The sequence below is a fragment of the Lentzea sp. CC55 genome (assembly GCF_021056325.1).
In the GTDB taxonomy this organism is placed as follows: Bacteria; Actinomycetota; Actinomycetes; order Mycobacteriales; family Pseudonocardiaceae; genus Lentzea; species Lentzea jiangxiensis.
Map to the genome: position 1 here is coordinate 40,495 of NZ_JAJCXE010000054.1, position 21,470 is coordinate 61,964.

At 71.6% G+C, this 21,470-nt stretch carries 22 protein-coding genes and 1 pseudogene; 17 read left to right on the forward strand and 6 right to left on the reverse strand.

Features of this window, described 5'->3' with window-relative positions:
* Nucleotides 1-41: 41 nt before the first annotated feature.
* The gene (locus L6E10_RS32840) at nt 42-383 is read right to left on the reverse strand and encodes a hypothetical protein (protein WP_030475304.1); all 342 of its coding nucleotides are present in this window, start codon (nt 381-383) and stop codon (nt 42-44) included.
* 295 nt (nt 384-678) lie between these two features.
* Between L6E10_RS32840 and L6E10_RS32845 the strand changes: the two genes are divergently transcribed.
* Nucleotides 679-1,440: a glycerophosphodiester phosphodiesterase gene (locus tag L6E10_RS32845; protein ID WP_236224038.1), complete on the forward strand. Its 762-nt coding sequence runs from the start codon at nt 679-681 to the stop codon at nt 1,438-1,440.
* A gap of 54 nt (nt 1,441-1,494) precedes the next feature.
* Nucleotides 1,495-2,904: an MFS transporter gene (locus tag L6E10_RS32850; protein WP_236224039.1), complete on the forward strand. Its 1,410-nt coding sequence runs from the start codon at nt 1,495-1,497 to the stop codon at nt 2,902-2,904.
* A 43-nt stretch (nt 2,905-2,947) separates the two neighbouring features.
* Here the strand turns inward: L6E10_RS32850 and L6E10_RS32855 are convergent, their stop codons facing one another.
* Both L6E10_RS32855 and L6E10_RS32860 read right to left on the reverse strand, forming a co-directional pair.
* Nucleotides 2,948-3,817, reverse strand: a complete 870-nt coding sequence (locus tag L6E10_RS32855) for a hypothetical protein (RefSeq protein WP_236224040.1) — start codon at nt 3,815-3,817, stop codon at nt 2,948-2,950.
* Nucleotides 3,814-4,146 carry a PadR family transcriptional regulator gene (locus L6E10_RS32860; RefSeq protein WP_374237591.1) on the reverse strand — a complete coding sequence of 111 codons (333 nt, stop codon included), beginning with the start codon at nt 4,144-4,146 and terminating at the stop codon, nt 3,814-3,816. The genes L6E10_RS32855 and L6E10_RS32860 overlap by 4 nt, the downstream gene beginning before the upstream one ends.
* 533 nt (nt 4,147-4,679) lie before the next feature.
* Between L6E10_RS32860 and L6E10_RS32865 the strand changes: the two genes are divergently transcribed.
* Both L6E10_RS32865 and L6E10_RS32870 read left to right on the forward strand, forming a co-directional pair.
* Entirely contained in the window at nt 4,680-5,435 is a 756-nt protein-coding gene (locus tag L6E10_RS32865; RefSeq protein WP_236224042.1) for a thymidine kinase, read from the forward strand.
* A gap of 238 nt (nt 5,436-5,673) precedes the next feature.
* Nucleotides 5,674-6,018, forward strand: a complete 345-nt coding sequence (locus L6E10_RS32870) for an RNA polymerase-binding protein RbpA (RefSeq protein ID WP_065919117.1) — start codon at nt 5,674-5,676, stop codon at nt 6,016-6,018.
* An 81-nt stretch (nt 6,019-6,099) separates the two neighbouring features.
* Here L6E10_RS32870 and L6E10_RS32875 read toward each other — a convergent pair whose 3' ends face one another.
* The gene (locus L6E10_RS32875; RefSeq protein ID WP_236224043.1) at nt 6,100-6,741 is read right to left on the reverse strand and encodes a TVP38/TMEM64 family protein; all 642 of its coding nucleotides are present in this window, start codon (nt 6,739-6,741) and stop codon (nt 6,100-6,102) included.
* Between the two features lie 30 nt (nt 6,742-6,771).
* On the opposite strand from L6E10_RS32875, the gene L6E10_RS32880 reads away from it, so the two are divergent.
* From L6E10_RS32880 to L6E10_RS32890, 3 genes and pseudogenes are all read left to right on the forward strand, one after another.
* Nucleotides 6,772-7,596, forward strand: a complete 825-nt coding sequence (locus L6E10_RS32880) for an aldo/keto reductase (protein WP_236224044.1) — start codon at nt 6,772-6,774, stop codon at nt 7,594-7,596.
* An 8-nt stretch (nt 7,597-7,604) separates the two neighbouring features.
* A complete protein-coding gene (locus L6E10_RS32885; protein WP_236224045.1) occupies nt 7,605-8,192 on the forward strand; it encodes an SMI1/KNR4 family protein in 588 nt (195 codons plus the stop codon).
* 190 nt (nt 8,193-8,382) lie between these two features.
* A pseudogene (locus tag L6E10_RS32890) lies at nt 8,383-8,805 on the forward strand (MgtC/SapB family protein); the annotation flags it as partial.
* A gap of 79 nt (nt 8,806-8,884) precedes the next feature.
* Here the strand turns inward: L6E10_RS32890 and L6E10_RS32895 are convergent.
* Nucleotides 8,885-9,193: a DUF1540 domain-containing protein gene (locus L6E10_RS32895; protein ID WP_236224047.1), complete on the reverse strand. Its 309-nt coding sequence runs from the start codon at nt 9,191-9,193 to the stop codon at nt 8,885-8,887.
* A gap of 518 nt (nt 9,194-9,711) precedes the next feature.
* Here L6E10_RS32895 and L6E10_RS32900 point away from each other — a divergent pair.
* From L6E10_RS32900 to L6E10_RS32920, 5 genes are all read left to right on the forward strand, one after another.
* On the forward strand, nt 9,712-10,296 hold the full coding sequence (locus L6E10_RS32900; protein ID WP_236224048.1) for an NADPH-dependent F420 reductase: 585 nt from the start codon (nt 9,712-9,714) through the stop codon (nt 10,294-10,296).
* Nucleotides 10,293-11,312 (forward strand): LLM class flavin-dependent oxidoreductase, encoded by a 1,020-nt coding sequence (locus L6E10_RS32905; RefSeq protein WP_236224049.1) that lies wholly within the window; start codon nt 10,293-10,295, stop codon nt 11,310-11,312. Before L6E10_RS32900 ends, L6E10_RS32905 begins: the two co-directional genes overlap by 4 nt.
* 100 nt (nt 11,313-11,412) lie before the next feature.
* A complete protein-coding gene (locus L6E10_RS32910; protein ID WP_308102929.1) occupies nt 11,413-12,204 on the forward strand; it encodes a glycoside hydrolase family 20 zincin-like fold domain-containing protein in 792 nt (263 codons plus the stop codon).
* Nucleotides 12,205-12,454: 250 nt separating this feature from the next.
* Complete coding sequence (locus L6E10_RS32915; protein ID WP_236224051.1) at nt 12,455-13,144, forward strand: response regulator transcription factor; 690 nt, start codon at nt 12,455-12,457, stop codon at nt 13,142-13,144.
* Nucleotides 13,141-14,379 (forward strand): HAMP domain-containing sensor histidine kinase, encoded by a 1,239-nt coding sequence (locus L6E10_RS32920; RefSeq protein ID WP_236224052.1) that lies wholly within the window; start codon nt 13,141-13,143, stop codon nt 14,377-14,379. Before L6E10_RS32915 ends, L6E10_RS32920 begins: the two co-directional genes overlap by 4 nt.
* A gap of 19 nt (nt 14,380-14,398) precedes the next feature.
* Here L6E10_RS32920 and L6E10_RS32925 read toward each other — a convergent pair whose 3' ends face one another.
* Nucleotides 14,399-15,895 (reverse strand): aromatic amino acid ammonia-lyase, encoded by a 1,497-nt coding sequence (locus tag L6E10_RS32925; protein ID WP_236224053.1) that lies wholly within the window; start codon nt 15,893-15,895, stop codon nt 14,399-14,401.
* 63 nt (nt 15,896-15,958) lie between these two features.
* Between L6E10_RS32925 and L6E10_RS32930 the strand changes: the two genes are divergently transcribed.
* The 5 genes from L6E10_RS32930 to L6E10_RS32950 are packed head-to-tail and all read left to right on the forward strand — an operon-like array spanning nt 15,959 to nt 21,458.
* Nucleotides 15,959-16,195 (forward strand): hypothetical protein, encoded by a 237-nt coding sequence (locus L6E10_RS32930; RefSeq protein ID WP_236224054.1) that lies wholly within the window; start codon nt 15,959-15,961, stop codon nt 16,193-16,195.
* A complete protein-coding gene (locus tag L6E10_RS32935) occupies nt 16,182-17,615 on the forward strand; it encodes a class I adenylate-forming enzyme family protein (protein WP_236224055.1) in 1,434 nt (477 codons plus the stop codon). The genes L6E10_RS32930 and L6E10_RS32935 overlap by 14 nt, the downstream gene beginning before the upstream one ends.
* An 11-nt stretch (nt 17,616-17,626) precedes the next feature.
* Nucleotides 17,627-19,177 (forward strand): NAD(P)-binding domain-containing protein, encoded by a 1,551-nt coding sequence (locus L6E10_RS32940; protein WP_236224056.1) that lies wholly within the window; start codon nt 17,627-17,629, stop codon nt 19,175-19,177.
* A complete protein-coding gene (locus tag L6E10_RS32945) occupies nt 19,174-20,169 on the forward strand; it encodes an alpha-hydroxy acid oxidase (RefSeq protein ID WP_236224057.1) in 996 nt (331 codons plus the stop codon). The genes L6E10_RS32940 and L6E10_RS32945 overlap by 4 nt, the downstream gene beginning before the upstream one ends.
* Complete coding sequence (locus L6E10_RS32950; RefSeq protein WP_236224058.1) at nt 20,163-21,458, forward strand: cytochrome P450; 1,296 nt, start codon at nt 20,163-20,165, stop codon at nt 21,456-21,458. Before L6E10_RS32945 ends, L6E10_RS32950 begins: the two co-directional genes overlap by 7 nt.
* Nucleotides 21,459-21,470: the final 12 nt, after the last annotated feature.

Genomic DNA, 21,470 nt, shown 5'->3' on the forward strand with positions numbered 1-21,470 from the left:
AGCAACCCGCTACGCCGGTAGGTTCGCTACTTGGCGAACGGCTATCGCAGCCGCTCCAAACCCTTCGCCGACTCCACCAGCTCGGCAGCCAGCTTCCTCAGCTCCTCGTTCTCCGCCCCGTCCTGCGCCGCCGTCACCACGTCCTCCGCGGCACACCGCAGCTGGAACAACCTGTCCTGCAGGTCCGCCAGCTCCGCGGTGCTCAGCACCACCGCGTCCTCCGGCAGACCACCGCGCTGCAACGCCGCCCTGCGCTCGTACGCCCGCTGACGACACGGCTGCGCGCAGTACCGCCTCGGCCGGCCGATCCGCCCACTCCCCGGCAACCGCCTCCCGCACCACGCACAGTGCCTGGGCTCATCCGCCTCCATGGAGCGCTCCATGGCGCGCGACGGTAGCGAATGCCGGCGGGTGGTCTCCAGCGACGCGCCAGAAAGCCCGACCTTCGTAGGGAACCGGACAGTACCCCGCGGTCCGCTGGTGTCGTTTCCGGGGCGATTCTGATCAACTTCGGTCGACCTCTTGCGTCTTTGCTGGATTTGGCTCGATCAGGCGTGACTGCGTGGCACCTCGATGAGTTCTACTTTGGTCAACACTGAAATCATAGAGAACAAGAAGAAAGTGTGTCGCCACCCACCGTCCACCCCGGAGCCACCGCCGGAAGGCAGACTCCACGGCGTGACACATCCCTACCTCGCAGGCCCACACCCCCGCGCCTTCGCCCACCGCGGCTGGCACGTCGACGACCTCACCGGCATGGAGAACTCGCTGAGCTCGTTCCGCAGGGCCGTGCAGGAGGGCTACCGCTACGTCGAGACCGACGTCCACGCCACCGCCGACGGCGAGGTCGTCGTCCACCACGACCACACCCTCGACCGCACCACCGACGCCACCGGCGTCGTCTCCGCACTCCCCTGGACCGAGGTCAAGCGCGCCAACATCGGTGGCCGCGAACCCGTCGCCCGCCTCGCCGACGTCCTCGAGGAGCTCCCCGACACGTTCTTCAACATCGACGTCAAGTCCGAGAACGCCGTCGAACCCGTCATCACCCTGCTGCGCAAGGCCAAGTCCCTGCACCGCGTCTGCCTCGCCAGCTTCTCCGACAACCGCCTCGCCCGCCTGCGCCGCCTCGCCGGCCCCGGGCTCCTCACCTCCATGGGCCCCCGCTCCGCCGGAGCCCTCTGGGCCGCGGGCCGCGTCCCCTTCGCCGGACTCGCCGTCCGCGGCCAGGTCGCCCAGGTCCCCGTCAACCAGGGACGCCTGCACATCGTCGACCGCCGCTTCGTCCGAGCCGCCCACCGCAGGGCCCTCGAAGTCCACGTCTGGACCATCGACGACGAGACCGACATGCACGCCCTGCTCGACCTCGGGGTGGACGGACTCGTGACCGACCGGCCCGACGTCCTGCGCCGAGTTCTCCAGTCCCGCAACAGCTGGTAACAGGTTGGACAGCCGATCATGGGAGGCGTCGGCGGACAAGTACAGTCCGCCGACATGAAGGTCAAGGGCGACGACGCCGCCGACGCCAACACCGCAGGCCGCCGCAGGGAACAACGCGGCTGGGTCTGGTACGACGTGGCGAACTCCGTGTTCCCCACGTCCGTGATCACCGTCTTCCTCTCGCTGTACCTCACGAGCATCGCGACCAACGCCGCCAAAGCCGACACCGCGCTCAACGGCGCCAACCCCTGCGCGAACGACAACGCCTTCGACCGCTGCGACGTCACGCTCCTCGGCCTGCAGTTCCCCTCGGGCTCGCTGTGGGGCTACCTGCTCTCCGCCGCCACCGTCATCCAGGTGATCGTGCTGCCCGTCATGGGCGCCATCGCCGACCGCACCCAGAACAAGAAGAAGATGCTCGGCTTCTTCGCCTTCACCGGCTCCGCGGCCACCATCGCGCTCGCCGCCGTCGAAGGCACCAACTGGAAGCTCGGCGTCCTGCTCTTCGTCCTCGCCAACATCTGCTACGGCTCCAGCGTCGTCGTCTACTACGCCTTCCTGCCCGAGATCGCCGCCCCCGACGAACGCGACGCCGTCTCGAGCCGCGGCTGGGCCTTCGGCTACCTCGGCGGCGGCGTCGCCCTCGCGATCCAGCTCGGCATCACCCTGTCCGCCGACTCCCTCGGCATCACCTCCGGCGACGCCGCCCGCATCGCGTTCGTCATCTCCGGCATCTGGTGGGCCGCCTTCACGATCATCCCGCTGCGCGCCCTCACCGAGCACCAGAGCCCGCACGGCCGCGAACACGGCGCCTCGGTCATCTCCGCCGGCTTCAAGGAACTCGGCACGACCCTGAGGCAGGCCAAGGCCTTCCCGCTCACCCTGGCGTTCCTCGGCACCTACCTGATCTACACCGACGGCATCGCCACCGTCGCCAACGTCTCGGCCCAGTACGGCAGCGTCGAGCTCAAGTTCGAGCAGCAGACGCTGATCACCGTGATCCTCATCGTCCAGTTCGTCGCCTTCATCGGCGGCGTCCTGCACGGAGCCGTCGCCAAGCGCATCGGCGCCAAGAAGACGATCCTCGGCTCCCTGGTCGTGTGGATCGTCGTGATCACCGCGGCGTTCTTCGTCCAGGCGGGCGACGAGACGTCGTTCTACCTCGTCGCGGCCGGCATCGGCATCGTGCTCGGCGGCACGAACGCCCTGTCCCGCAGCCTCTTCAGCCAGATGGTGCCACCGGGCCGCGAAGCGCAGTACTTCTCGCTCTACGAGGTCGGCGAGCGCTCCACCAGCTGGCTCGGCCCGCTGGTGTTCGCGGGCGTCGGCCAGGCCACCGGCAGCCTGCGCCCCGCCATCCTCGCCCTGATCATCTTCTTCGTCGCCGGCTTCGTCCTGCTGATCTTCGTCCCCGTCCGGCGCGCCATCAAAGCCGTCGGCAACAGGGAACCCGAACTCGTCTGACCACACCACGAAGGGGCGGTGCCGCACCGGCACCGCCCCTTCGTCACGCCCGGACCCGCCGCCCGCGCCGCACCGGAGCCACCACCGCGAGCAGGAGCACCGCCGCCAGCACGTTCCGCTCGGCGGTGACCTCACCCCACGCCGCCGCCAGCACCACCAGCGGAACCAGCTGCAGCAACGCGAACACCGACAACGCCCGCCCGAACACCGCATCACCCCGCACGAACGCGAAGACGCGCACCGCCGCGGTGACCAGCCCGACGAGCAGCAGCCCCGTCCCCGTGGCGAACCCGCCGACCACGCCGAGCAGCACCGCTCCCCCACCCCACCACAGCGACCCGCGCGCGGGCGGCGTAGGCGCCTCGCGGTGGAACCCCAGGCACAGACAGGCGAACATCACCAGCGACGGCACCGCGAACGTCGCCGACATCAACGCCGTCCGCACATCCCCGGCGGACAGCACCGACACGACCACCGGCGCGGCCGCCGCGACCTTGGCCGGCGTCCGCCGCCCGTCCAGCAACGCCGCGAACGCCACGAACGGCGCCAGCTCCAGCACCCGCCACCACACGGGACCCGGACCGTGCCGGTCGGCGAGCACGACCACCACCGCCGCCGTCGCGTAGTACAGCCCCAGCAGCAACCCGAGCATCCCCAGCGCCCGCACCGCTTCCCCGCGCCACGCCACCCTCGCCGGCACACCCGTGAACGCCGCCCCGGCCGCCAAGTGCGTCCGCACCGCGAGCCCGAGCACCGCCCACGTCTCCCCCCACCCCGGCCAGCTGTGCTCCAGGTCGAGGTCGTCGGTCCGCTCGGCCAGGAAGATCCCGACCATCTCCTCCTCGCGGTCCCGCCGGTACCACCCCGGCAGCACCTTCAGCAACGACCGGTACCGCCGCTCCAGATTTCTCACGCCCGACCCGCCCACGCCTGCAACCCCCTGCTCCGCAGCACCGCGCTCGCCGCGCGCACGTTCGCGCTCAGCCGCGCCACCTCCGCCTGCAACGCCCGCACTCCGGAGTCGGTGAGCCGGTAGTAGCGCCGCAGCCGCCCCTGGTGCACCTCCTCGCGGTCGCGCTCGGCCAGCCCGTCCGCCACCAGCCGGTCCAGGACGCCGTACAACGTGCCCACCCGCAGCACCGTCCGCCCCTCGGACAGCTGCTCGACCGCCTGCACGATCGCGTACCCGTGCAGCGGTTCCTCCGCCAGCGCCGTGAGCACCAGGAACGCCTGCTCCGACATGACTCGACCACTCATGTCGAGGAGTATATCGTGGCGCGAGCTATATCGGAAAGCGAGTGGTGACGAAGAGTTAAGTTCATTCAACACTGAAGCTATTGAGTAGGCGAAGCAAGCCGGAGGGGCAACTTCAGGCGCCGCCAGACGGGCGCCGGCGCGTGCGGCCGCCCCTCACCAGCCAAAACGAGTGCTCGAAGGCCGAGGTCACGCCGCCGACGCGGCGCGGCCCTCCCCTACCCCGCCCGGACACGCCGTCCGCGTCTGACGTTGCCCACCCGCCCACGGCTGGGCGTGTTGCTGTAGTTCAGGGCTACGTCCACTCCCCCTGACCGAACGCCTCGCCGACCACCGGTAACGATTGAATTCAGTCAACACTGAAGTAATAAAGATTACAAACAGAGTCAATGTTTCAAAACCGGCGGCAGCGGCTATGTCTTCCCGGAAGTAGCAGGTCGCACCCGGAGGGGCGGACGATGGAGAAGGACGGACCGTGGGGATTCCTCATGATCGGGATCCAGGCACTAGGGTGACCCGCCGTGGACGCCCTCCCCGATCCGACAGACGCCCTTTCCGCTGTTCCTGTCGCTGGTTCCCGGCGCTCGACGCCGGTGGTCGGGCACCTCAAGTTCTTCTTCGGTCCGATGGACTGCGGCAAGTCGACGCTCGCCCTGCAGATCGACCACAACAACTCGCGCCAGGGCCGGCGCGGGCTGCTGCTCGTCCGGCACGACCGGTCCGGCAGGCCGCAGATCTCCAGCCGCATCGGCATCACGCGGGCGGCCTCGGAGATCCGCGACGACGATCTCCGCCACCTGGTCCGCGCCGAGTGGGCCGAGGGCCGGCGGGTCGACTACCTGATCGTCGACGAGGCGCAGTTCCTGTCGGCGGCGCAGGTGGAGCAGCTCGCGGAGCTCGCGGACGACGTCCAGGTCGACGTCTACTGCTTCGGGCTCGCCACCGACTTCCGCGGGGAGATGTTCCCCGGATCGCGGCGGCTGTTCGAGCTCGCCGACGAGCTGAAGGCCATCCAGGTCGAGGTCCTGTGCTGGTGCGGGGTACCCGGGAGGTTCAACGCACGGGTGCGCGCCGGACAGGTGATCCGGGCCGGGGACACCGTTCTCGTCGCCGACACGGTTCCGGACACGGAACAGCACCGGTCGGGTACGGAGAGCGACGGTGTTACCGACAACACGGAAACTACTGTGCGCTATCAGGTGCTCTGCAGGCGTCACTTTAGGTTGGGAGACCTGGGGCCTGACGTCGCACAAAGTGGCCAACTCCGGTTGGCCTAGGCGATTACCCACGGCCTTCGTTGGGCCATTAGAGTGATGCACGAGCGCAGAAGCTTGATAACGCGTCACGATCCTGTGGCGATCGCATCCATTAGTAGGAAGCCTTCGTTGACGAGTGAACGACGTCACTGTGGGCGACCATGAGAGCGAACCGGAAACAAACGGAGCAATCCGGGCGTTGCACACGGTGAGCAAGAAGCCTGGGCCCCGGCCCTGAGCCGAGCGAAAGGACACCGCCATGGCCGACCGCGTTTTGCGTGGCAGCCGGCTCGGAGCAGTCAGCTACGAGACCGATCGCAACCACGATCTCGCTCCGCGCCGGGCAGCGCGGTACGCCTGCCCGAAGGGACACGACTTCGAGGTCCCGTTCTCCGACGACGCCGAGTTGCCGCCGACCTGGGAATGCCGTCTCCACGGCACCGAGTCGAAGATCATCGACGGCGTCGAGCCGGAGGTGAAGAAGATCAAGCCGCCGCGCACGCACTGGGACATGCTCCTGGAGCGCCGGTCGATCCCCGAGCTCGAGGAGCTGCTCGACGAGCGCCTCGAAGAGCTGCGCGGACGCCGCACTCGCACGGCCTGATCTCGACCTGACAGGTCGCAGACGCTCCAAGCCGTCCCGGTCTCCCGCCGGGGCGGCTTTTTGCGTGCCTCGGCAAGGCCCCTAGGAGGCCCGTGCGGCCGCTGTGATCAAGTTCCGGCCCCACCACACCCCCACGGCCGCCAGGACCGCCCAGATCGACAACGCGACGATCGAGCGCGGTGAGCCGAGGTCGCTCAGCGCGTCCCCCAGCACCGCGGCGAGCACCGTCGAGGGCACGAGCCCGAGCGCGGTGCCGAGCGCGAAGTGCCCGCCGCGCACCGACGTCACGCCCGCGCCGTAGTTGGCCAGCGCGAACGGCAGGACCGGCAACAGCCTGATCACGAGCGTCGCCTCGACCCCGCGCCGCGAGAAGACCCGTTCGAGCACGGCGAACCGCTCCCCGAGCCAGCCCTCCACCGTGCCGCGGCCGAGCCCGCGGGCGACGGCGAACGCGATCATCGCGCCCGCGGTGAACCCCGCGATCGCGAGCGCGCTCCCCCACCCCACGCCGAACAGCAGCCCCGCCGCCGTCGCGAGCACCGGCTTCGGGAAGAACACCGCCGTGCCGAGCGCGCACACCGCCACGAACACCACCGGTGCCGCGGCGCCCGCGGAGTCGACCAAGGCGCGGAGCTCGGCGCCGTCGGGGAGGTCCACGAGCTGCGCCGCCACCGCCAGGGCGGCGACGAGCAGCACGAGGAGGACCAGGCCCGTACGTCGCATCAGACCAACGTACCCGGCAAGCTGGAGGGCATGACCGTGCTGCTCCCCTCCGGCGAGACGATCCCCGCGCTCGGCATGGGCACCTGGATGATGGCCGAGCGCCCCGGCAGGCGCACCGACGAGATCGCCGCGCTGCGCACCGGCCTCGACCTGGGGCTGGGCCTCGTCGACACGGCCGAGATGTACGCGAACGGCGCGTCCGAGGAGCTCGTGAGCGAGGCGATCGCGGGCCGGCGCGACGAGGTGTTCCTGGTGTCGAAGGTGCTGCCCTCCCACGCGTCGGCGGCGGGGACGGTGAGGGCGTGCGAGGCGTCGCTGCGCCGGCTCGGCACGGACCGCCTCGACCTGTACCTGCTGCACTGGCGCGGCGGCGTGCCGTTCGAGCAGACCCTGGAGGGCTTCGCCGCGCTGGTCGAGTCCGGCAAGATCCGGCACTGGGGTGTCAGCAACCTCGACCTGGACGACATGCGCGAGCTGACGGCGTTGCCGGGCTCCTGCCAGACCAACCAGATCCTCTACAACCTCTCCCGCCGCGGCCCCGAGCACGACCTGCTGCCGTGGCACGCCTCCACCGGCATCCCGGTCATGGCCTACTCCCCCGTCGAGCAGGGCCGGCTGCTGGACTCCCCCGCGCTCGCCTCGGTCGCCGGACGGCACGGCGCCACGCCCGCCCAGGTCGCGCTGGCGTGGGTGCTGCGGCTCCCGCACGTGACCGCGATCCCCAAGGCGGGCACCGCCGAGCACGTCCGGGAGAACGCGCGGGCGCTGGAGCTGCGACTGACCACCGAGGACCTCGCCGACCTCGACACCGCCTTCCCTCCCCCTTCCGGGCCGACCCCGCTCGCCGTGCTTTAGTACCGCGGATGAGCTGGACCGAGATCGAGCACTGGATCAGCGAGAAGGCCCCCGCCCTGGACGCGGCGCTGCTCCCGCCCTCCACGGCCACCGACCTCGCCGACGCCGAGGAGGCGATCGGCTACGCGCTGCCGGACGACGTCACCGGCTGGTGGCGGCGGTTCGGCGGCATCGGCGAGACGTATCACCACTGGCCGCTCGTGCCCGACATCTGGCAGCCGCACGGTCTCGACCGCGCCCTGCACTTCCGCACGCTGATGATGCAGGCGATCAGCGGCATCGCGTTCGCCACGATCGGCGAGGAGAAGGACTACGAGGCGGTGGCGCTGCGCGAGCCCGCGGGAACGCCGTGCGTGGACATCTGGTTGCCGGCGTGGCTGCCCGTCGCGGCGGACGGTTCCGGGCACGAGCTGTTCGTCGACCTGCGCCCGGGCCCGCTGCACGGGTGCGTCACGGAGTGGGGCAAGTACAGCGGCGCCGACGACAAGCCGGTGTGGCCCGGCGTGACGGCGATGCTCGACGACACCCTGCGGGCGCTCCGGGGCGAGACCGGGCACCGGTTGGTGTTCGAGCGCGAGAACTTCCACTGGGAGTGAGACGCGCGTCCCACTCCCGGGGCGGGTCCCGCGCGGTTCGCTACCGTTGACCCCCGGTTCCGACACCAGGCACGGGAAGCGAGGTGAGCGACACATGCCAGGCGCCAGTAGCCCGCGCAGGTCCCCTCACCTCGCACGCTCCAGTTCTGGCGTGTGACGCACACCCCCTGAAACCGAGGGGAGTCACACGATGCACGTCTTCGACATGACATTGCGCATCGCCGAGAGCATGGGCCTCGGCGCGTTGATCGGTTTCGAGCGGCAGTACCGCTCGCGGATGGCGGGTCTGCGGACCAACGCCCTCGTCGCGGTGGGGGCCGCGTTGTTCGTCCTGCTGTCCGCGCAGGGCTTCGACGGCCAGGGCGACCCCACGCGGGTCGCCGCCCAGGTGGTGTCCGGCATCGGGTTTCTCGGTGCGGGCGTGATCCTGCGCGACGGGCTGTCGGTGCGCGGGCTCAACACCGCGGCCACGCTCTGGTGCGCGGCGGCGGTGGGGTCGCTGGCGGGTGCGGGCCTGCACGCCGTCGCGGCGGCCGGGACCGTGGCGATCATCGCGGTCAACGTCGGCCTGCGGGAACTCGGCCGGGCCGTCGACCGCAAGGACGACGAAGGCTAGGACCGCAACGGCGCAGGGCGGTGCACGGGGAGCGTCGAGGCTCCGCGTGCACCGCCCTGCGCCGTTGCGGCCGCTCCTAGCGCGGCTCGTACGTCAGGCAGTTCGCGTGGTGGGCGCCTTCGCCCTGGCCGACCCGCACGCTCTGCGCCGTGCACTCCAGCGAGGCGTTGTGCCTGCAGTCGGTGCGCGAACAGGCGCCGACCTGGGCGATGACCTTGTCCAGGCCGCCCTTGGTGCCCAGCGGGATGAACGTCCCGCAGTCGGCCGCACCGTTGTCACCGCGCACGGTGATCGCGAAGGCGTGGCAGCCGTCGTGGTTGTAGGAGCAGTCGCTCACGGTGCAATCGTGGACTGCGGGCATCGCCGGGTTCTCGAGAGTGGTCATGTCCGCTCCTGCCGTGGTGGGAAAGGTTCGGTAATCGCGACGATGCCACCGCGGCGCGGGGCCCGCAATTCGGGAGGAATTAGGCGAGCCTATCCTTTCGCGATTCGGCAATGTCATTTCCCCTCGTCGGAGCGCACCTCGACCGGAGAAGATCGCGCTGGTCAGCAGCCGTGGTTCGCCCGGTGGGGCGACCCGCGGAAATTCAGGGTTTCACCGCCGCATTCCCCGGGGAAGGTCCCGCCGCGCCATTGTTCGGACCCGGCCGGACGCCATCTCCTCCCTGCGTCACCCGCCGTCCGGAACACGGCGGAAGAACCGCCGGGGTGATCTTCGCGCGATCGCCGGCCACCCGCTCGGGCGAAGCGGTGCCGCGCAGACCACCCGGCGACAAAGCCCCCCAGGGAGGAGAGGGCACCGCAACGACCCAGCCGGTCTCCGCCACAGGCAACCCACCGGAATAAACGGGGTCCGGTCCGGTTAGAGTGGATGACACGTCAACCAACCAGGTCGGGTGTGCTGTGAAGATCGCTGTTCTCGGTGCGGGCCACGTCGGTCCTGTCCTCGCGCGCCTCGCCCTCGGCGCGGGTCACGAGGTCGCCATCGCGGGCTCCGGTGATCCCTCGCGGATCGAGATGATCGTCGGTTTCCTCGCGCCGGGCGCGAAGGCGCTCACGGCGGCCGGCGCGGTCGCCGACGCGGACCTGGTGGTGCTCGCCCTCCCGTGGCACCGGTTCTCCTCGCTGGAGCCGGGCGCGTTCGCGGGCAAGGTCGTCGTCGACGCGATGAACCACTGGCCGCCCTCCGCCGAGCCCCTCGGCACGAGCGAGCAGGTGGCGGCGCGGCTGGCGGGCGCGGACGTCGTCAAGTCCCTCAACCACGTCGCCTACCAGGACATGGACCCCGCCGCGGGCCGTGCCGTCGGCGTCGCCGGCGACTCACCCGGCGCCGTCGAGGTCGTCGCGTCGTTCCTGCGGGACATCGGGTTCGACCCGGTGCCGGTGGGACCGCTGGCCGCGGGACGGCTGCTGGAACCGGGCAGCCCGCTGTTCGGCGGCGCGGCCCGCAGGCAGGAGTTCGAGACGCACACCAAGGAGCAGTCATGACCACGTTCGGACTCGACACGTTCGGCGACGTCACCCACGACGCCTCCGGCACCCCGCTGTCGCACGCGCAGACCATCCGCAACCTCGTCGACCAGGGCGTGCTCGCCGACCAGGTGGGCCTCGACTTCTTCGGCATCGGCGAGCACCACACCGCGGACATGCCGCTGTCGGCGGCCGACGTGGTGCTGGCCGCGATCGCCGCCCGCACGTCGTCGATCCACCTCGGCTCGGCCGTCACCGTGCTGAGCTCCGACGACCCGGTCCGCGTGTTCCAGCGCTTCTCGACGCTCAACGCGCTGTCGGACGGCCGCGCGGAGATCATCCTCGGGCGCGGGTCCAGTGTGGACTCGTTCCCGCTGTTCGGCTACGACCTCGCCGACTACGAGGACCTGTTCGAGGAGAAGACGCACCTGTTCGCCGAGCTGCTGCGGGGCGGGCCGGTCACCTGGCAGGGCAAGACCCGCCCCGCGCTGCACGAGCAGGACGTCGTGCCCCACACCGAGCCGTTCCCGACGTGGATCGGTGTCGGCGGCAGCCCGCAGTCGGTCGTGCGCGCGGCCTCGTACGGCTTCTCGCTGATGCTCGCGATCATCGGCGGCCACCCCGGCCGCTTCGCCCCGTTCTCGGAGCTCTACAAGCACGCGCTGGAGAAGTTCGGCCACGGGCCGCAGCCGATCGGGATCCACTCCCCCGGCCACGTGGCACCGACCGACGAGCAGGCGCGCGAGGAGTTCTGGCCGCACTACCTCGACGTGATCGGACGGCTGGGCAAGACGCGCGGGTTCGCCACGCCGACGCCGGAGTCCTACGCGCACGAGGTGGGGCCGCACGGCGCGCTGTTCGTCGGCTCGCCGGAGACGGTCGCGCAGAAGATGGCCCGCACCATGAAGAAGCTCGACGCCGACCGGTTCGACCTCAAGTACGGGATCGGCGGGCTGTCGCACGACTCGCTCCTGCGGACGATCGAGCTGTACGGGACGCAGGTCGTGCCGCGGGTCCGGGAGCTTTTGGACTAGACCAGTGTGATCAGCACAACAGCCGCCACGGCCGGGTTCACCCTCGGGACGCCGGAACTCCCCTGATACTGCCAGCGTTGGGTTGCTGGAGAGGAAACCGGTGATTGTTCCCATGCCCACGAGCGCGCCCCGTCGCACGGGCTCGTTCGTACTGACCGAAGACGTCACCGTCCGGGTGACCGGACAGGCGCGCACCGCCGCCGCGATGCTGCGCGAGCACATCTTCAGACAGACCGGCTACCTGCTGGCGGAGTCGCCCGACGGCATGCTGATGGTGTCGCACGACCCGGCGATGCGCGGGCTCGGGCCCGAGGGGTACGCGCTGCTGGTCAGCAACGAAGCGGTGATGCTGCGCGCCGGCACGCAGGCGGGGCTGCGGCACGGCGTGCAGTCGTTCCGGCAGCTGATGACCCGCGACGGCACGGTGCGGGCGGCCGACGTGCGCGACTCCCCCGCCTTCGCGTGGCGCGGGGTGTCGAGCGCGCTGCTCCCGCCCGCCGAGATGCGCAGGGCGATCGACAGGATGGCCGCCTACAAGCTCAACGTGCTGCACGTGTTCCCCGCCGGCGATCCCGACCACCTGCGTGATCTCGTCGAGTACGGCCGCGATCACGGCGTCACCGTCGTGCCGGAGCTCAGCCCGGCGACGATCGAACTGCTGGAGCTGTTCCCCAGCCGGTGGGTGCACATCGGGGGTGCCAGACTCACCACGAAGTTCGCCGGCCTGCTGGAGCGCCACGGCCGGTTGCCGGTGCGGTGGCACGACGGCGGCAGCGACGTGCTGGGCCCGCACGGCAAGCTCGCCGAGGGCGACGACGGGCTGCGGGCCGTCGCGACCGCGGGCTGGGTGGGCGAGCTGCGCACCGCCTCGGCCGTGGCTCCGGCCTGGTAGCCGTTCACAGTTCTCGCGTGATCGCAGGTCACGCGAGGCTCGCGGTTCACCTGTTTATATTTCACCTACCGCTGCGCGCGGTGTGCCGAACGGCGCACCCGGTTGATCCACAAGGCGGCTGCGGCCGGGGAACGCCGCAGCACCGGGCGTTGTGATCACGACGGGGAACCGGTCCGGTGCCTGTCCGCGAGCTGTCACCCGGCCCCGGTGACCTGGTTGGCCGCGCCGGACGCGTGCCATCGTGAGTGCCGTGCGCTCCACTGCGGAATCCCGGTCCAGTCACGACTTCCGGCTCCTGCTGGTCGACGACGACCGGGAGCTGGTGGAGCTGCTCTCCACCGTGCTGCGCGGCGAGGGGTACGTCGTGGACGTCGCGCGCGACGGGCAGCGCGGCCTGCACCTCGCGCTCACCCGCCCCTACGACGTCGTCGTGATCGACCGCGGGCTGCCGGTGATCGACGGGCTGGACCTGTTGTCCCGGTTGCGTTCCCGGTCCGTGCGGACGCAGGCGCTCGTGCTCACCGCGATGGGATCGGTGCACGACCGGATCGAGGGACTCGACGCCGGCGCCGACGACTACCTCGCCAAGCCGTTCGACCTGGGCGAGCTGACCGCGCGGCTGCGGGCGCTGTGCCGGCGGGCCGCGGAACTGGCGGCCGTGCTGCGGATCGGCGCCGGCCGCCTGGAGCTGGAACAGCACCAGGTCGTGCTGCCCGACGGTGAGAGGATCCCGTTGACCGCCAGGGAGTTCGCGCTGCTGCGAGTGCTCGCCACGCACCCCGAGACCGTGCACACGCGCGCGGCGTTGCGGCGGACCGTGTTCCAGGACGCGCCCTCGATGTCCATTGTGGACACGTACGTGCACTACCTGCGGACCAAGGTCGGGCGTTCGGTCGTGCGGACCGTGCAGGGGATCGGCTACCGGTTGGGGGCTCTGTGAGGTCGTGGGCCGAGGCGGAGCGCGCGGAGGTCGGCAGGGCGCGGCTGCGGGTGAGCGTGCTGGTGGCGCTGGCGATCGCGCTGATGATCGCCTTCGTCGGCGGGATCGCGTACGTCGTGATGGTGCACGCCCAGGAGACGCAGGTGTCGCGCGAGCTGCGCTACAACGCCCGGTACGGGGTGCCGGGCATCGCGCCGCGCTGCGCGTGGGTGTTCGTGCTGGAGGACGGGACCTTGCACGAGGGTGATCTGGAGGTGCCGCGCGGGTTCCCGTTGCGCGACGACATCGACGCGGTGCACGCGTCACGGAGCTCCGTCGAACGCGACGTCACGGCGAACGGTACGGAGTACATGGTGCTCACGGCACCGGGCCCTCACGGCACGACGGTGCAGGCCGTGTTCGACCTGCGCTACCAGCTCCTCGACCGCGCACACCTGCTGCTGGCACTGGCGATCGCACTGGGGGCGGGCCTGCTGCTGGCCGCACTGGTCGGCCTGACCATCAGCCGCCGCACCGTGGCGCCGTGGGCGGAGGCGCTGGCCCGGCAACGCCGGTTCGTCACCGACGCGAGCCACGAGCTGCGCACCCCGATCGCCCGCGCGCACCTGCGCGCCCAGGTGCTCGCCGCCGGGCTGCCCGCCGACCAGCGCACCGACCTCGACGCGCTGGCCAGGTCGATCCGCGGGCTCGCCGACGTGGTGGACGACCTGCTGGCGTCCGCGCAGCTGCGCGAGCGGCGCGACCGCGTCCCCGTCGACCTCGCCGACGTCGCGGAGGCCGCGGTGGTCGGCGAGACCGGACGTGCCGCCGAACGACGGATCACCGTGTCGCTCGACCACCCCGGGCGGCCCGTGCTGGTCGGCGGGATCGAGACCGGGCTGCGCCGCGCCGTGGACGAGCTGCTGGCCAACGCCCTGCGCCACACCCCGGACGGCGGCCGGATCTCGGTGAGCGTGCGGGCCGTCGCCGGGCAGGTGGAGCTGGTGGTGGCGGACAACGGCGACGGGTTCCACCCCGCCGAGGCGGAGCGCCTGTTCGAGCGGTCCCACCGGGGACCCGGTGAGGGGCGGTTCGGGCTGGGCCTCGCGCTGGTGCGGGAGATCGTGACCGGGCACGGCGGGACCGTGGAGGCGGTGGGGCGGCCCGGTGCGGGAGCCCGGTTCACGCTGCGGCTGCCCCTGGCCGAAGCGGGCCTGCCGGTCGGCGGGGGACACATGACCGGCGCGTGCCCGTGACCAGCGCGGCCGGCCCTCCTCACCACTCCCCGTCGACCACCACCGCCGCGGCGACGCGCACGTCGGCGTCCAGCGGCCGGTCCGGGTCCACCGGTTCGATGGCCGCCACCAGCGCGTCCAGCAACGCGGCGCACCGGGGCGCGGTCGGCCGGCGCGCCCCCACGTGCACCGCCTGCCGCAGCCCCAGGGCGAGCGACCCGCACAGCAGCCGCAGCAGCTCCGCGAGGTCGTAGGCGCGCAGGGCGGCCTGGGTGCCGAACGGCACGACGTCCTGGTTGTGCAGGTTCGTCGGCAGGCTCTGCGTGCTGGCGGGCAGCACACCGCGGCGGATCTCCGCGACGAACGCGGTCGTGGCGAGCTGCACGCCCTGCAGTCCGTGCTGCTGACCGGGTCCGGCGGCGAGCATGGGCGGCAGGCCGGTGTTGCGGGCCGGGTCGACGAGCAGGTCGAGCTGGCGTTCGGCGAGGTTGCCCAGCGTCGCGGTGACCATGGTCAGGACGTCGGCGGCGAAGGCGGCGGGCTGGCCGAAGAAGTTGCCGCCGTGCGCGACGAGGTCGTCGCCGGGGAAGAACAGCGGGTTGTCGCTGACACCGCCGAGATCGGCCGCCACCACGCCGTCGACGTAGCGCAGGGCGTCCTCGGCCGCGCCGAGCAGCTGGGGTGAGCAGCGCAGGCTGTACGGCTCCTGCAACGCCCGCAGGCCGCTCGGGGTGGTGCCGTCGAGCACCACGCGCATCCAGGACGCCACCTCCGTCGCGCCGGGGTGGCCGAACGCCGAGATCAGGCGCGGGTCCGCGAAGCCGGGATCGGCTCCCAGGAGGTCGGCCAGCAGGCACGTCAGCGACGCCAGCGCCCGGTGCGAGGCGCGCACCGACGACAGGGCGAGCGCCGCCGCGGCCGTCGTCACCGACGTGCCGTTCACCAGCGCGAGGGCGTCGCGGCCGTCCAGCCGCAGGGCTTCGAGGCCCGCCGAGGCCAACGCCTCCGCGGCGGGCAGGCGGGCGCCGTCCAGGTAGGCGTGCCCGCGGCCCCGCAGGGCCTGGGCGGCGTAGGCGAGCGGGATCAGGTCCCCGCTGGCGCCCACCGAGCCGTAGCGCGGGATCGCCGGGGTGAACGTCGTCGCGAACATCGCCGCCAGCCCCGAGACGACGTGCGGCGAGACCCCCGACAAGCCCTGCGCCAGCGACCAGGTGCGCACCAGCAGGGCGGCCCTGGCGATGTCCGGCGGGAGGTCGGGGCCCTGGCCCGCGCCGAGGTGCGCCAGGGTGTTGTCGCACTGGTCGGCCTCGGTCGCACGCCCCGCGAAACCCACCAGCGCGCCGAAGCCGGTCTTGGCCCCGTACACCGGGCGTTCGTCGTCGGCGAGCACCGTGCGCAGGTAGGCGCGGCCGCGCTCGACGCGGTCCAGGACGTCGGAGCCGACGAGCACGGGCACCGGCGCCGACGCGCGGAGGAGGTGCGGAACGGTCAGGGGCGAGCCCAGGTCCACGGACGTGTCTGCTGCGGTCGCGGTCACCGCACGGACGGTAGGCAGCCGATCTCAGAAAGTTCTGAGATCGCGTGGGTAGCTTCCCCGTCCATGGCCCACGAGTACCTGATCATCGGCGCCGGACCGGCCGGTTTGCAGCTCCCCGCGCTGCCGGCGCGGGACGGTCGCGACCACGCCGTCCTCGAGCGCGGCAGCGGGGACCCCTTCGACATCTCGGTCCCCCGCGTCGTCGAGAACGACGCCGTCAACACGGGCTGTCCGCACCCGGTGGTCCGCGACCGGCAGCCGCTGGTCGCGTTCGTGGAGGAATGCCTTGCGGGCGCGTGACGCCGAGCCGTTCCCGCGCGCGGTGCTCGACGTGCTCGGCGCCGCCGCGGACCGGCCGGTGTTCGAGCACGGCACCCGCGTGGTGACCGGCGCGGAGATGCTCGACCTCGTCGCGCGGATCGCGTCCGGGTTGCGCGGCAACGGGATCGGGCCCGGTGACGGGCTCGCGCTGCTGCTCGGCGTCGACGCCGGGGCGTTCGCGACGATCCTCGCCGGACACGTCGTGGGCGCTCGGGTGGTGGGGGTGCGGCCGGGCCTGACGGACGACCAGGTGCGGCACCTGCTCGGGCTCGACATCGCGGCGGTGGTGACCGACGACGGTGGAGCAGCGCGGACGGTCGCGGCGGGGGCACCCGTGCGGCTCACCGTCACCGACCTGCTCGCCCACTCCCCCGAACCGCTGCGTTGCCGCGGGAAGCTCGGCGACGTCGCCCGCCTCATCCACACCAGCGGCAGCACGGGCGCCCCCAAAGCCTGCGCGCAGACCTACGCCGCCATGACCGGCGCCTGGACCGCGCGGCCCGAAGCCTGGCCCCCCGCGATCCGGGACCTGGCGACGAGGCTCGACCGCTACCTGGTGTTCGGGTCGCTGTCGAGCCAGGTCATGTTCGAGTACGCGGTCCTCACCCTCACCGCGGGCGGCACGATCGTCGTCGCCGACCGCCCCGCCGACGCGATCACCGAGCTCAGGGCCACCGCACGCGTGATCACCGTGCCGGGCCTCGGGAGGCTCGTCGCCGCCCAGAAGCGCGAGCCCGCCGACCTCTCCACGCTGAAGGCCCTGCTGGTCTCCGGCTCTCCCCTGACGCCGGACCGCCACCGCGAGGCGCTGGACGTGCTGGGACCGGTGCTCTTCCACGGCTACGGCCAGACCGAGACCGGCATGATCTCGATGGCCACGCCGGACGATCCTCCCGGCACGGTGGGAAAGCCGCCCGTCGACGTCGAGGTCCGCGACGGCGAGCTGTACGTCCGCACCCCCGGCCAGGCGAGCGGGTACTGGGCCGACGCCGGGGAGTCGGCCGAGGTGTTCGTGGACGGCTGGGTCCGCACGCGCGACCTCGGCCGCATCGACGACGACGGCTACCTGCGACTGACCGGACGGGCCCGCGACGTCGTGATCGTCAACGCGAACCTGCACTACATCGGCCCGATCGAACAGGTGCTCGCCGAGCACCCGGACGTCGCCGAGGCCTACGTCGTCGCGGTGCCCGACGACGAGACCGGCGAGGCCGTGCACGCCTTCGTGGTGCCGAAGGCCGATCGGGTTCCCCGGCTCGGGGAGCTGCGCGAGCTCGTCACCGCCCGGCTCGGCGCGGCCTGCGCCCCCAGCCGTCTCACCGCGATCAGCGAACCGCCCGTCGCCCCCAGCGGCAAACCCGACAAACGTCAGCTGGCCGAGTCGGCCACCACCGCGTGAAGGAGAACCCAGTGTCCAGCGAGGTAACGACCGAGTGTCTCGTCATCGGCGCCGGTCCGGCGGGCCTGCAGGCGTCCTACCTGCTCGAGCAGTCCGGGCGGGAGCACCTGGTGCTGGAGGCGGGCCAGGCCGCGGGGACGTTCTTCACCCGCTTCCCCCGGCACCGCCAGCTGATCTCCATCAACAAGGTCCACACGGGCTGGGACGACCCTGAGCTCAACCTGCGGGTGGACTGGAACTCGCTGCTGTCCGACGACCCCGAGCTGCTGTTCACCGCCTACACGCCGCGCTACTTCCCGCACGCCGACGACATGGTCCGCTACCTCGGCGACTTCGCCGTCAAGAACGACCTCCCGGTGCGCTACGACACCAGGGTCGTGTCGGTGACCCGCCCGGACGACTTCGTGGTGCGTGACCAGCACGGTGGCACCTACCGGGCGAAGCGCGTCATCGTGGCGACCGGTGTCTCCCAGCCGTACGTCCCGGACATCGACGGAGTCGAGCACGCCGAGCACTACTACGACGTGTCCGTGGACCCCCAGGACTTCACGAACAAGCGGGTGCTGATCATCGGCCGCGGCAACTCGGCGTTCGAGACCGCCGACGCGCTCATGGAGACCACGTCGGTCATCCACGTCGCCGGGCCCGGGTCGCTGAAGCTCGCGTGGCAGACGCACTTCGTCGGCCACCTGCGGGCCGTGAACAACAACTTCCTCGACACCTACCAGCTCAAGTCGCAGAACGCGTTGCTGGACGGGCACATCACGGCCATCCGCCGCGACGGCGACGGCTACCTCGTGAAGGTCAGCTTCCAGCGCGTGAACGAGGTGGTCAAGGAGATCCGCTACGACCGGGTGGTCCTCGCGACCGGGTTCCGGTTCGACGCCTCGATCTTCGCGCCGGAGTGCCGCCCGCGGCTCACGATCAAGTCGCGGTTCCCCGACCAGACGGCGGCCTGGGAGTCGGTCAACGTCCCGGACTTGTTCTTCGCGGGCACGATCACGCAGATGCGCGACTTCAAGAAGTCGACCAGCGGGTTCATCCACGGCTTCCGCTACGGCGTGCGCGCACTGCACCGCATCACCGAGCAGCGCTACCACGGCGTGGACTGGCCCAGCCGGTCGCTTCCGGCGGATGCCGAGGCCGTCGCCGAGGCGATCATCGCGCGGGTCAACCGGACCTCCGCGCTGTGGCAGCTGTTCGGGTTCCTCGCCGACGTGGTGCTGACCGGACGCGACGACACGGTGCGCTACCTGGAGGAGGTGCCCGTCGCGCACCTGCACGACGCGGTGGCGCGCGGTGAGTTCGGCGACGTCGAGTCGTACCTGGCGGTCACCCTGGAGTACGGCGCCGACCACGACAAGGTCAACCCGTTCGACATCACCGCCGGCCGCAACTCGCAGGACGACACCAGCGGGCTCGACGGCCGCTACCTGCACCCGGTCGTGCGGCGGTTCCGCTCCGGCGAGCTCGTCGACGAGCACCACGTCACCGAGAACCTCGAGAACGAGTGGGACAGCGAGACCGTCCACAAGGCACCGTTGCGGGAGTACCTCCGGTGAACCCCGTGCTCGCGGAACTGCACGACAAGGCGCGCGCGGTGCTCGACCCCGTCCACTACGACTTCTTCGCGGGCGGGGTCGGGGACGAGGTCGTGCTCGCGGAGAACGAGGCGGCGTTCCGGCGCCGCGCCCTGCTGCCGAGGGTGTTGCGGGGGAACGAGACCCCGCAGGACTTCCCGGTGCTGATCTCGCCGACCGCGTTCCACAAGCTCGCCCACCCCGACGGCGAGCTGGCGACGGCACGGGCGGCGGGAACGACGACGCTGGTGTCGAGCATGGCCTCGACCGTGCCGATCGCCGAGGTCGTGGCGGCCGCCGGCGGACCGGTGTGGTTCCAGCTCTACGTCCAGCCGGACCCGGCCGTGACGGAGGCGTTGGTGCGCCGGGCGGAGCGAGCGGGCTGCTCGGCGCTCGTGGTGACCGCCGACTCCCCCGTCTTCGGGCGGCACCGGCGCGACCTCGCGCACGGCTTCCACGACCTGCCGGCCGGGCTGGCGGCGGAGAACATGCGGGACCTGACCGGCCCCGGGCTGCGGACCATCGAGATGTCGCCGGCCGTGTCGTGGGGGCACCTCGACCGGCTGCGGGAGATGACCGCCCTTCCGTTGTGGGTCAAGGGCGTCCTGCACCCGGCGGACGCCGTGCTGGCCGTCGAGCACGGTGTGGCGGGCATCGTCGTGTCCAACCACGGCGGTCGTCAGCTCGACCTCGTCCCGGCGGCCCTCGACGCGTTGCCGGCCGTGGCCGACGCGGTGGCGGGGCGGGTGCCGGTCGTGCTCGACGGCGGTGTCCGCGGTGGAGGCGACATCGCGGTGGCACTGGCACTGGGCGCGTCCGCCGTCGGCATCGGCAGGCCGGTGCTGTGGGGGCTGGCCGCGGACGGCGAGCAGGGCGTGCGGCGGGTGCTCGACGTGCTGCACGACGAGTTCCTGCACGTCCTGACGCTGTGCGGGGGCGAGTTGAGCAGGGACATGGTGGTGGCCCGGTGCTGAGCTGGCTGCCCGCCCGCGTGGTCGCGTTGCGCGTCAAGGTGTTCGAGAAGGTCAACGGCGACAACGCGATCACGTTCCCGAACGACGTCGTGGGCCCGGACCGCTTCCAGGAGCTCTACAGCCACCCCGCCGCCAACGGCCGCAGCAAGGGCGCCGGGCTGTCGGACCTGTTCTGGTACTGGCTCTCCCCCGGCCCCGAGGTGCACCAGGAGCACCTGGAGGCCGGGCCGCGCTACGACGACGTGGCCCGCGCGACCCGCACCTTCCTGGCCGGGTCCACCGAGGAGCTGTCCGCCGCCGCCACGAGGTGCACGGCGAAGGTGCTCGACGAGGTGCTCACCGGCCGCGTCACCGAGGCCCGGCTGCGCGACCTGATGATGCCGGTGTGGGCCGAGTACTTCTACGAGATGGTGTTCGGCGAACCGTGCCCGCGGTACGCGCGCGACCTGATCGTCACCCACGCCGACGACGTCGTCAGCGCGCTGAAGTGCACCGGCCTGCGCCACCCCGCCCGCCGGGCACGGCTGACCCGCTACCTGCGCGTGCGGCTCGCGGACGTCCGCCACCCGTTGCCGCGGACGTTGTCCGAGACCGAGCAGGTGCACTACCTGCAGGGCACGTACTTCAACACCGCTGTCGTGCAGATGTCCGAGGCGATGGCGCACCTGCTGCTCGCGCTCGCCCAGCACCCCGAGGTGGCGCGGCGGATCGACGACGACCGCTACTTCGCCCACGTGCTCGACGAAACGTTCCGCCTCTACCCGTTGTTCGGCATCGCGCACCGCATCACGACCGCGGACGTCGAGCTGGACGACGGAACCTCGTTCCCGGCCGGATCGGTGCTGTGCTTCAGCTACCCCGCCTACCACGCGACCGGCTACGAGAACCCGGACGTGTTCGACCCCGCCCGCTGGGAGAGCACCGCGGCCCGGCACGAGCACCACATCCCGTTCGGCGTCGCCGCCAACCGCCCGTGCCCGGCCTGGCGGCTCGCCCCCCTGGCGATGCGCGCGTCCGCCCGGGAGGTGTTGCGGCGCGTGACGCTGCATTCCTCCGTGTCGCACACCAGGTCGTTGCCCAGCCGCGGGCCGTGCCTGCTCGTCCGCGACGGCCCGGCACCTCGGAGGCGTCTGGCCTTCCTGCGCGTGCGCGACCGCTGGGAGGACGTCTGGCGCAGCGTCGTCCAGCTCGTGCTCGGCACCGCGATGGTGCTGCACGCCCACCACCTCCGGCCCGCGGGCCGCTACTTCGACACGCACGACACGCAGGGTTGCCCGGTCCGGCACTGATCCCAGGAGATG

Coding starts and splice junctions, on each gene's coding strand:
- L6E10_RS32850 (WP_236224039.1), top strand. CDS start 1,495: ATGAAGGTCAAGGGCGACGACGCCGCCGACGCCAACACCGCAGGCCGC.
- L6E10_RS32875 (WP_236224043.1), bottom strand. CDS start 6,741: ATGCGACGTACGGGCCTGGTCCTCCTCGTGCTGCTCGTCGCCGCCCTG.
- L6E10_RS32895 (WP_236224047.1), bottom strand. CDS start 9,193: ATGACCACTCTCGAGAACCCGGCGATGCCCGCAGTCCACGATTGCACC.
- L6E10_RS32860 (WP_374237591.1), bottom strand. CDS start 4,146: ATGTCGGAGCAGGCGTTCCTGGTGCTCACGGCGCTGGCGGAGGAACCG.
- L6E10_RS32840 (WP_030475304.1), bottom strand. CDS start 383: ATGGAGCGCTCCATGGAGGCGGATGAGCCCAGGCACTGTGCGTGGTGC.
- L6E10_RS32905 (WP_236224049.1), top strand. CDS start 10,293: ATGACCACGTTCGGACTCGACACGTTCGGCGACGTCACCCACGACGCC.
- L6E10_RS32880 (WP_236224044.1), top strand. CDS start 6,772: ATGACCGTGCTGCTCCCCTCCGGCGAGACGATCCCCGCGCTCGGCATG.
- L6E10_RS32885 (WP_236224045.1), top strand. CDS start 7,605: ATGAGCTGGACCGAGATCGAGCACTGGATCAGCGAGAAGGCCCCCGCC.
- L6E10_RS32930 (WP_236224054.1), top strand. CDS start 15,959: ATGGCCCACGAGTACCTGATCATCGGCGCCGGACCGGCCGGTTTGCAG.
- L6E10_RS32870 (WP_065919117.1), top strand. CDS start 5,674: ATGGCCGACCGCGTTTTGCGTGGCAGCCGGCTCGGAGCAGTCAGCTAC.